This window comes from Bifidobacterium sp. POST2/T3 (B1) (assembly GCF_058197115.1).
Genome location: NZ_JBVPQK010000082.1, coordinates 1,776 through 10,271 on the forward strand (window position 1 = coordinate 1,776; position 8,496 = coordinate 10,271).

The following is an 8,496-nucleotide window of genomic DNA, read 5'->3' on the forward strand; positions in this document are numbered from 1 at the left end:
ATGCCCACCACCTGGTCGCCGATGCCTTCCGGGGCTGGAAAATCACGGTCCACCCGGGTGCTCTGCCCTGCTCGCGTCGACACCTGAGCCACTGAAACCGCCCAGGGGGAATCCTCCGGTCTGCTCATCCCTGCGTCTCCTCTCCTTGGTCCGGAGCTGACGCGTTCATGCTACGCGCCGCCTCCTGCTCACGCTGGTGGAGAACCTCCAGGCCGGCACGCACATCCTGACCCATCTTGTCCAGCTGGGTGTCAAGCTCGCCCATGACCTGGGCGGCATAGCCATTGGCTCCCTGGACCAGACGATCTGCCTGGGCCTGGGCCGTGTCAATGATGGTCTGGGCATTCTGCCGGGCTATGGCCACCACATTCTCCTGGCCGGCCAGGAAGCGGGCCTGCTCACCGGCCTCCTTGACGATGTCCGCAGCTCGACTCTGGGCATCGGATATGGTGGCGTTGGCCTGGGTCTGCGCCGTGTTCAGCCGACGCTCCGCCTCCCTCATGAGCGCCGAGGCCCGCTCCAGTTGCACTGGCAGCATTTTCTTGAGTTCATTGAGGTCGTCGGACAGCTCGTCTCGGTCCACCTTGACCAGTCCCGGGCTGAAAATAGGGGCCTTGGCCTCATCCAGCATGGCCTGGATCCGGTCGATGATGTCATAGACGGTGGTGAATTCCGATCGAGGATTCCCGCTCTCGCTTCTATCCTCCTGCAGGTCGGGCAGGTCCTTCATGTCGACTGCGTGCCTGGGGACGCTTGTTCTGGTCGAGTCATCGATAGGCTCGTTATCGTCCCTTTCCTGGGTCTGCTCGTTCATCATTGGCTCTTTTCCGTGTGCGGTGTGTCCCTGTGCAAAGTGCCTATCAGTGCGTTCACGACGCTGTCGGGGACCATACCGGTGACATCCCCTCCGTGTCTGGCCACGTCCTTGACGATGGTGCTGGAGATGTGCTCCCGCACCGGGTCGGCTGGCAGAAAGAGCGTTTCAACCCCGGACAGCTTGCGATTGACCAGGGCCATGCCCAGCTCGGCCTCATAGTCCCCGTTCTGCCGCAGTCCCTTGACGATGACCGAGGCACCCACCTTACGGCAGTAGTCGGTGATCAGGCCATCGGTAGAGGCTACGGTGATGTTCGGGTACCCGTCCTCGTCCAGGGCCCGGCGGATCATGGCCACCCGCTCCTGTTCGCTGAACATGGGGGTCTTGGCGGCGTTGACGGCCACAACCACGTGGACCGTCTCGAAGAAGCAGGCGCAACGTTCGATCACATCCATGTGGCCGGAAGTGACCGGATCGTATGAGCCAGGGCATACAGCGATAGTCATGATTCTCAGCGTAGCGCGTCATAGGGAGCGAACGTGCAGCTCGCCGCCGTACCATAGATGTCATGACTGCAAGCAAGAGCATTCGCATGGAGGATCCGGAGCGGGAGCAGAACCCCGACCAGGGCACCGGTACGGCCGTTCTGGACCGTCCGGACACCGAGACCGCCGAGAAAACCCGGCTGAACGACCAGGGCGATGCCGACCGGTTCGCCCACTACGTCTCCCGTGAGCGCATCGCCGAGTCCAAGCTGACCGGCCGGCCTGTCGTAGCCCTCTGCGGCAAGGTCTGGGTGCCCAAGCATGACCCCTCCCAGTATCCGGTTTGCCCGGACTGCAAGCGCATCTACGAACAGATGACCGGCGGCAGCCACTAATCGCTGCCTAGCGGTCCAGGCTGCTTCAGGACTGCTTGCCCAGGGCGATCCGATCGATCGTCTCCAGCTCTTCCTGGCTGAAATTGGCCGATTGGACGGCCTTGAGATTGTCCAGGATCTGTTCGGGCTTGGAGGCGCCGATGAGCACCGAGGTGACTGCGGGGTCCCTGAGCAGCCAGGCCAGGGCCATTTCTGCCAGACTCTGGCCGCGTTGACGGGCCAGGTCATTCAGGGCCTGGATCTGCTTCAGCCGCTGCGGGGTCAGGGCTGACTCCTTGAGGAAGCGACCGTCGGCACGAATCCGGCTGTCCTCGGGAATCCCATGCAGGTAGCGGTCGGTCAGCAGTCCCTGGGCCAGCGGGCTGAAGGTGATCAGTCCCTTTCTTTCTTTCAGCACTGCCTGTTTGAGACCGTTGTCCTCGATGGTTCTGTCGAAGATGGAATAGCGGTTCTGGTTGATGACGAAGGGAACGTGCATCTCGTTCAGGATGGCCGAGGCCCGCTTCATGGTCGGCCCGTCGTAGTTGGACAGTCCTACGTAGAGGGCCTTGCCGCTGGTGACCGCCTGGGCCAGGGCGCCCATGGTCTCTTCCAGAGGCGTGTCCGGGTCGGGGCGGTGGTGGTAGAAGATATCCACATAGTCGAGTCCCAGCCGTTTTAGGCTCTGGTCCAGTCCGGACAACAGATGCTTGCGTGAGCCGAGGTCCCCATAAGGGCCAGGCCACATTTCATAACCGGCCTTGGTGGAGATGACCAGCTCCTGGCGGTGGTGGCTGAAACACCGTCGCAGGATGATTCCCATGTTGCGCTCGGCGACGCCTGGTCCGGGCCCGTAATTGTCCGCCAGGTCGAAGTGGGTGATGCCATGGTCGAAGGCCGTCGTGCATAGCTCCTGCATACGTTCCAGGGGCGTGGTGTCACCGAAGTTGTGCCAGCAGCCCAGGCAGATGGGCGGCAGTTTCAGGCCGCTGTCGCCGCAGCGCCGGTAGGTTGTGGAATCGTATCGGCTCGGGTCGGGCTGGTAGGTTTCGGATTGCACGCTCATCAGATGCTCCTCACTATGGTGGGCAGGACCGGTTCGCCTTTCATCAGGCTCAGGGCGTTGATGGGCATTTCCTCAAGGGCCTTGGCCCGATGCTCCCGGGCATCCAGGACGGCCTGCCCACCTTGGTATTCTGGCCTGCTTTGGCCGTGATCCACGTAGGTGACCAGCAAATCCCGCCAGTCCTCCTCAGGCCTATAGGCTGCCAGAGCCTGCTCGGCACCCGCGATCACATGCTCGGCGTCGGCCACTCCGTTGTGGTAGGAACGGTAGGCCAGCTTGCGCCCCGCCACCGAAGCCTTGCCCACCGACTTCTTGGCGACGGCCTGCATAACCCCGTCGGAGTTCTCCCGCTCGGTCAGTTTGTAGACCATGGCGCAGGTGGGGGCTCCCGAACCGGTGACCAGCATGGTGCCCACCCCGTAGGAATCAACCGGAGCGTCCTGCAGGGAGGCGATGGCGTACTCGTCCAGATCGTTGGTGACGGTGATGGTGGCCTTGGTGGCTCCCAGTGAGTCCAGCTGGGCGCGGACCTGCTGGGCCAGCGAGCCCAGGTCTCCGGAGTCGATGCGGACCCCTCCCAGCTCTGGTCCGGCTACCTCGACGGCCGTCCTTACGGCCTCCTCGATGGAGTAGGTGTCTGTCAGCAGGGTGGTTCCCTTGCCTAGAGCCTGAATCTGCCCTTGGAAGGCCTCGCGCTCGCTGTCATGCAGGAGGGTGAATGAATGGGCTGCAGTTCCGATGGCCTTGAAACCGTATTCTTTGGCTGCCAGCAGGTTTGAGGTTCCTTGGAATCCGCCGACTATGGCCGCTCTGGCCGCCGCCACGGCCGCATACTCGTTGGCCCGGCGCGCGCCCATGTCCATGCAGGGCCGGCCCTTTGCCGCGGTGACCATGCGGGAGGCAGCCGATGCCACAGCCGAGTCGTAGTTGAGTATGGACAGGATCAGGGTCTCCAGCAGGGTGCACTCGCCGAAGCTGCCTTCGACCTGCAGAATGGGGGAGTCGGGGAAGAATATCTCGCCCTCCCGATAGCCGCGTATGGTACCGGTGAAGCGGAAGTGCTCCAACCAGTCGATGGTGGTCTGGCTGACGATGTGACGGTCGGACAAAAAGCGAAGCTCATCCTCGCTGGGCTGGAAATCCGCCAGCGCATCCAGAATCCGTCCGGTACCTGCTACCACTCCGTAGCGGCGTCCTGCCGGCAGATGTCGGGTGTAGACCTCGAAGACGGATTGGCGTCCGGCCGTGCCGTCCTGCAAGGCGGCGTCCAGCATGGTGTATTCGTACATATCGGTCATCAGAGCCGTGGAGGTTCCGGTGTCCCTACTGTTGTTTTCGGCGTTCATATCTTCCCCTTTGTGGGTGGAAAAGCCTTTGGTTGGCACCCAGTCTAATCCTCTGACCACCTGGCTCGCCCTGCCCTCCCAAGGTCGGGATAAGCTGGTCCGCATGAGATTCGTTGTGGGCATCTACCGATTGCTGATCGCCTTTTTCTGCCTGGGCGGCACCTACGAGGCCTGGCTGCTGGGGATCGGCAATAAGTGGGTCTATTTTACCTTCCAGACCAATATCGCCTTAGGCCTGGTCATGCTCTGGGCCGGAGCGGCCACCCTGCTCAAGGGCATCCAGCCCCCAGCTTGGCTCAAAGGCTGCCTGACGCTCTACATCGTCATCACCGGACTGGTGGCCATCCTGGTTCTGGGGCTGAACAGCACGGATTACAAGCTGGTCCTGGGCATCCGGACCACATGGATGATTCACGTCATCAGTCCCATCCTGGCATCGGTGGACTTCCTCTTGTTCGACCCTCATCGTCGTTTCCACTGGCACAACGTACTTACCTGGTTGATCTATTTCCCCTTCTACGTAGCTTTTGTGCTGATCAGGGCCGCCATTTGGCCTCATTCAGGACCGGAGCCGGGCGGTAACCCTTACCCCTATGCCTTCTTGGACCTCGGACATCTGGGCTGGACCCAATTGATGGTTAACCTGGCTGAGTACCTGGTCGTCTTCTTCGCCCTGTCGCTGGTCATCTTCCTGATCGATCGCGTCCTGCCGGCCAAGACACCGCTGACCATCGATCAGTAGACGGCTGACGGAATAATGGGGACCAGACCAGGGGAGCCTGGGCGGAACGGAAAGGATCATCACTGATGGTTGCTATCAAGGACATGCTCCAGGAGGGTGCCGTGCTACGGCCTGACGGCAGGGCGGCTGATGAGTTGCGACCGGTCGTCATCACCAGGCATTGGACGGAGGCGCCTGAGGGATCGGTGCTGATCGAGTGTGGCAAGACCCGGGTTATGTGCACCGCCTCCTTTACCCCGACGCTGCCCCGTTGGCGCAAGGACTCCGGCCTGGGTTGGGTTACGGCCGAGTATGCCATGCTTCCCAGGGCCACCAGCGACCGGACTGCACGAGAATCGGTCAGGGGAAAGGTCGGCGGCCGCACCCAGGAGATCAGCCGGCTGATAGGCCGTTGCCTGCGCGGTGTGGTGGATATGAAGGCTCTGGGCGAGAATCAGATTCAGCTTGACTGCGACGTGCTTCAGGCCGACGGCGGCACTCGTACCGCCTCAGTCACCGGCGCCTATGTAGCCATGGTCGATGCCCTCAGATGGGCCCAGGACCACCATCACATCCGTAGCGCCGACAAGGTGACCAAGGATTGCGTCTCGGCCGTCTCGGTGGGCATCATCGATGGCAAGCCCATGCTGGACCTTCCCTATTTGGAAGACAGCCGGGCCATGACTGATATGAACGTGTCGATGACAGGCTCCGGCGATTTCATAGAGATACAGGGAACGGCGGAGCATCGCCCTTTCAGCCGTCAAGAGCTCGGCCTTTTGCTGGACCTTGCATCCAAGGGGAACAAGGAGCTTCAGGCCGCTCAGCGCAAGGCTCTGGCAGCTGACTGACGCCCGGGGCGGGCATTTTAGCGAAAAGGATCGGTATGGGGCAGGTCAAAACAGTGGTTGTGGCCACACACAACGAGGGCAAACTACGTGAACTTCGTTGCATACTTGACGGTTTCCTGGCCGATGAGGGTCAGAGGATTGAGCTGGTTTCGGCCGGCCAGTTGGACCTGCCCGATCCGGTGGAGACCGGCACCACTTTTCAGGAGAACGCCCTTCTCAAGGCTGGGCAGGCTGCCCATGAGTCAGGTCTGCCCGCGCTGGCGGACGACTCGGGGCTGGTCGTTGATGTGATGGGCGCCGCCCCGGGGATCCTTTCGGCAAGATGGAGTGGCCGCCACGGCGACGACCAGGCCAACTTGGAGCTCTTGCTGAACCAGCTGAACGACATTCCTGACGACCACAGGGGAGGGCGGTTTGTCTGTGCTGCCGCCCTGGTCGTTCCGGATGTGCCAGGATATGCCGTCCGTGGGTGCCAGGTGACCAGGCTTGGCGAGATGCCTGGAACCATCATCCGCCAGGCACGTGGGGAAAACGGGTTCGGCTACGACCCGATCTTCGTACCGAGGGATCAGCAGCAGGGCACCGGCAAACAGCGACTGCTAACCTCGGCGGAAATGACCTCGGACCAGAAGAATGCCATATCGCACAGGGGCAAAGCATTGGCAGCCATCATGCCGATTCTCGTCAGCTGGGTGCTGGGGGACGGCCATATAAAAGGCTGATAGGCCTGGCGGAGTCAACACCGTGAAAGGCCGTGGAATACCGGCTGTGAAAACACCCTATTTGAATCCCAGATTACGCCTTCAATTTCGGTACCCTTAAAGCAAGTAAGGGGGATAGAAGACACCGTAAATGAAGATGCGGCACTTGTGATCTAAGGTTTTGTGGCCTGCACTGGGGACATATCAAGCGTGCAGTCCATCTGATCCTAGAGATGGTCTCATCGTGGTGTGGGGGGTAGCGTGTTGAAGCATTTGCAAGAACGGGGCACTAAGGGTCCACAGCATGTGGATCGCCCTATCATCGCTGTTTTGATAACTCTTTTGGCGACGCTGGCCATGGTCGTTCCCCTTGGGCTGAGCGCTCTTTCGGCAAACCAGGCCAATGCCACCGATGCGCAAGGCGCAACAGCAAGCGCAAAGCCGTTGCTCTATAAACTTCTGGCTTATAATGACAAAATTGATTCCTACGAGGATGAGCTGCGCATGGACTTCATCCTGCGTGTGAAGCATGGCGCATTCGATCCGCAATGCCAAAACGGGGATGATTCCTCTGCGGCTGGAACGCAAACTTGTGCATTGTCTTTCTTCTACGAATTCGAGGGAGAGACCAGCAAAACGCACTATCGGAGACTGCGTTATATGCAGACCATACCGTCAGACAGCAGTGATCCCAATAAACCAACTTCTATTGCCGACCCTGGCGCTGGTGCAGTGAAATGGGCGTATAACCAGAACGAATACTTCACGGTCCACAAGGTGATCAACTCTGGCCTTTATGATTTTCTGGTAATCTCCATTGAAGGAGATTTGTCTTATGGAGACAAAAACGATAACCCGCAATATTACCAGGCGGGGGGTTATCCTCAGCCGCTCAACCTCTATGCGGTTGTTGGTCCGCAGAATACTTTGACCTGCGGCTCTTTCCCGTGGGCTTATAATAGTGATGATTGCACTGACTTCCATCCTGAATCTTTGGTCGGTTTAGGCGATACGGTCTCCAACATCACTGCAGATCAGGGGAAAAACATAAAGCTGTACATGGGCGATTGCTACGCCAACGATCCGAACCGCTGCAGCGGGCCTGCATCCTTTGTCGGCTGGGACAATTATCCGGTGCTGTGGAGCGGGAATCAGGCCAATTGGGGCCTGGTAACCGATTATGGGCTTTCAGTTGATCTGGGAAACAATCAGAGCAAACCCTATAACCCAGGGATAGCACCGCCCAACTCCTTCTTTGTCTATTGGTTCAATGTCCGAGGCAGGAGCAATATATGCTCCAAGACCGATTCTTACTACTACCAGTGGGTTGGTCTTAAAAACAGCCAGTGGATGCCTGTCGATTCCTTGACCCCCAAACCCGTACTGTTAGGCAATAAACAACAAATCAGCAAGAACAATGCAAAGACAACCTCCTGGGGCATTCAATACGATGTGGGAACCAACAACGCTAATAATTCCGGCGTTCAAGCCTCGAATATAGCGCAGCCGGCGACAGGTCCAGCAAACGAGCTGAACGTGAACGCAGCAAATCCGACGGGTCCGCAGGCAAAAGACGGATCAATCGATTTCAAGCGCATTACGGAACAAGAGGGCTTCGACGGGTACTTCAAGCTGGTCACCTGGCCTGTGACCAGGAATATGGATGACACCGGCACCAGCAACAACTGCACGGTCAACCCAGAAGTATACAACCCAATGCGAGTGGGTCTTGTCGGCATAACGGACGATATGGATGCTACGCAAAAGGATAAGAATCTGGACACGGGATGGACCATTGACACTGCCTTCTATAAGTATGACGTGCCTCGTCCCAACGATCCGACCATAACCAACATCCAGAATGATGCCGACGGCTCCTTGAATGCCTCGGGGAGCGTCTATACCGGCACGCTTGATCCGGTGGTCAGTGGTGAGTGCACTCCCTCCAAAGACGACACGCATCCCAACACGGTTACCCTTTATGGCGAGGATTCCAGCAAACCCTTCAAGGAAGGGCAGAGCAAGAGCAGTGATGACTTGGTGAAAAGCTCGGATTCCTGGGGGTTCAAGCTGGGAGAGACCGTATGCAAGGTCGATCCAAAGAGCAAGCAGGGAGGGTCCTGGCAGATACAGGA

At 59.2% G+C, this 8,496-nt stretch carries 8 protein-coding genes and 2 pseudogenes; 5 read left to right on the forward strand and 5 right to left on the reverse strand.

The genetic code is table 11. The features are described 5' to 3' along the window. From AC0AP0_RS05540 to coaD, 3 genes and pseudogenes are all read right to left on the reverse strand, one after another. Window positions 1-128: pseudogene (locus AC0AP0_RS05540) on the reverse strand (YceD family protein); the annotation flags it as partial. Further along, window positions 125-817, reverse strand: coding sequence for an ATP synthase subunit B family protein (locus AC0AP0_RS05545; protein WP_046322470.1), 693 nt, complete (start codon window positions 815-817; stop codon window positions 125-127). The pseudogene AC0AP0_RS05540 and the gene AC0AP0_RS05545, both read right to left, overlap by 4 nt. Then, window positions 814-1,323: a pantetheine-phosphate adenylyltransferase gene (coaD, locus tag AC0AP0_RS05550; RefSeq protein ID WP_046322473.1), complete on the reverse strand. Its 510-nt coding sequence runs from the start codon at window positions 1,321-1,323 to the stop codon at window positions 814-816. Before coaD ends, AC0AP0_RS05545 begins: the two co-directional genes overlap by 4 nt. Before the next feature lie 62 nt (window positions 1,324-1,385). On the opposite strand from coaD, the gene AC0AP0_RS05555 reads away from it, so the two are divergent. Further along, window positions 1,386-1,697, forward strand: a complete 312-nt coding sequence (locus AC0AP0_RS05555; protein ID WP_024627652.1) for a DUF3039 domain-containing protein — start codon at window positions 1,386-1,388, stop codon at window positions 1,695-1,697. Window positions 1,698-1,722: 25 nt separating this feature from the next. On the opposite strand, the gene AC0AP0_RS05560 is transcribed toward AC0AP0_RS05555, so the two are convergent. Then, window positions 1,723-2,742, reverse strand: coding sequence for an aldo/keto reductase (locus AC0AP0_RS05560; protein WP_490429653.1), 1,020 nt, complete (start codon window positions 2,740-2,742; stop codon window positions 1,723-1,725). Continuing rightward, the gene (locus AC0AP0_RS05565) at window positions 2,742-4,088 is read right to left on the reverse strand and encodes a nicotinate phosphoribosyltransferase (protein ID WP_490429654.1); all 1,347 of its coding nucleotides are present in this window, start codon (window positions 4,086-4,088) and stop codon (window positions 2,742-2,744) included. Before AC0AP0_RS05565 ends, AC0AP0_RS05560 begins: the two co-directional genes overlap by 1 nt. A 103-nt stretch (window positions 4,089-4,191) precedes the next feature. Between AC0AP0_RS05565 and AC0AP0_RS05570 the strand changes: the two genes are divergently transcribed. From AC0AP0_RS05570 to AC0AP0_RS05585, 4 genes and pseudogenes are all read left to right on the forward strand, one after another. Then, a complete protein-coding gene (locus tag AC0AP0_RS05570; protein ID WP_198208203.1) occupies window positions 4,192-4,830 on the forward strand; it encodes a Pr6Pr family membrane protein in 639 nt (212 codons plus the stop codon). A gap of 65 nt (window positions 4,831-4,895) precedes the next feature. Next, window positions 4,896-5,660, forward strand: a complete 765-nt coding sequence (rph, locus tag AC0AP0_RS05575) for a ribonuclease PH (RefSeq protein WP_046322477.1) — start codon at window positions 4,896-4,898, stop codon at window positions 5,658-5,660. 35 nt (window positions 5,661-5,695) lie between these two features. Further along, window positions 5,696-6,382, forward strand: coding sequence for an RdgB/HAM1 family non-canonical purine NTP pyrophosphatase (rdgB, locus tag AC0AP0_RS05580; RefSeq protein WP_490429655.1), 687 nt, complete (start codon window positions 5,696-5,698; stop codon window positions 6,380-6,382). Between the two features lie 285 nt (window positions 6,383-6,667). After that, window positions 6,668-8,496 (forward strand): annotated as a pseudogene (locus AC0AP0_RS05585) (hypothetical protein); the annotation flags it as partial.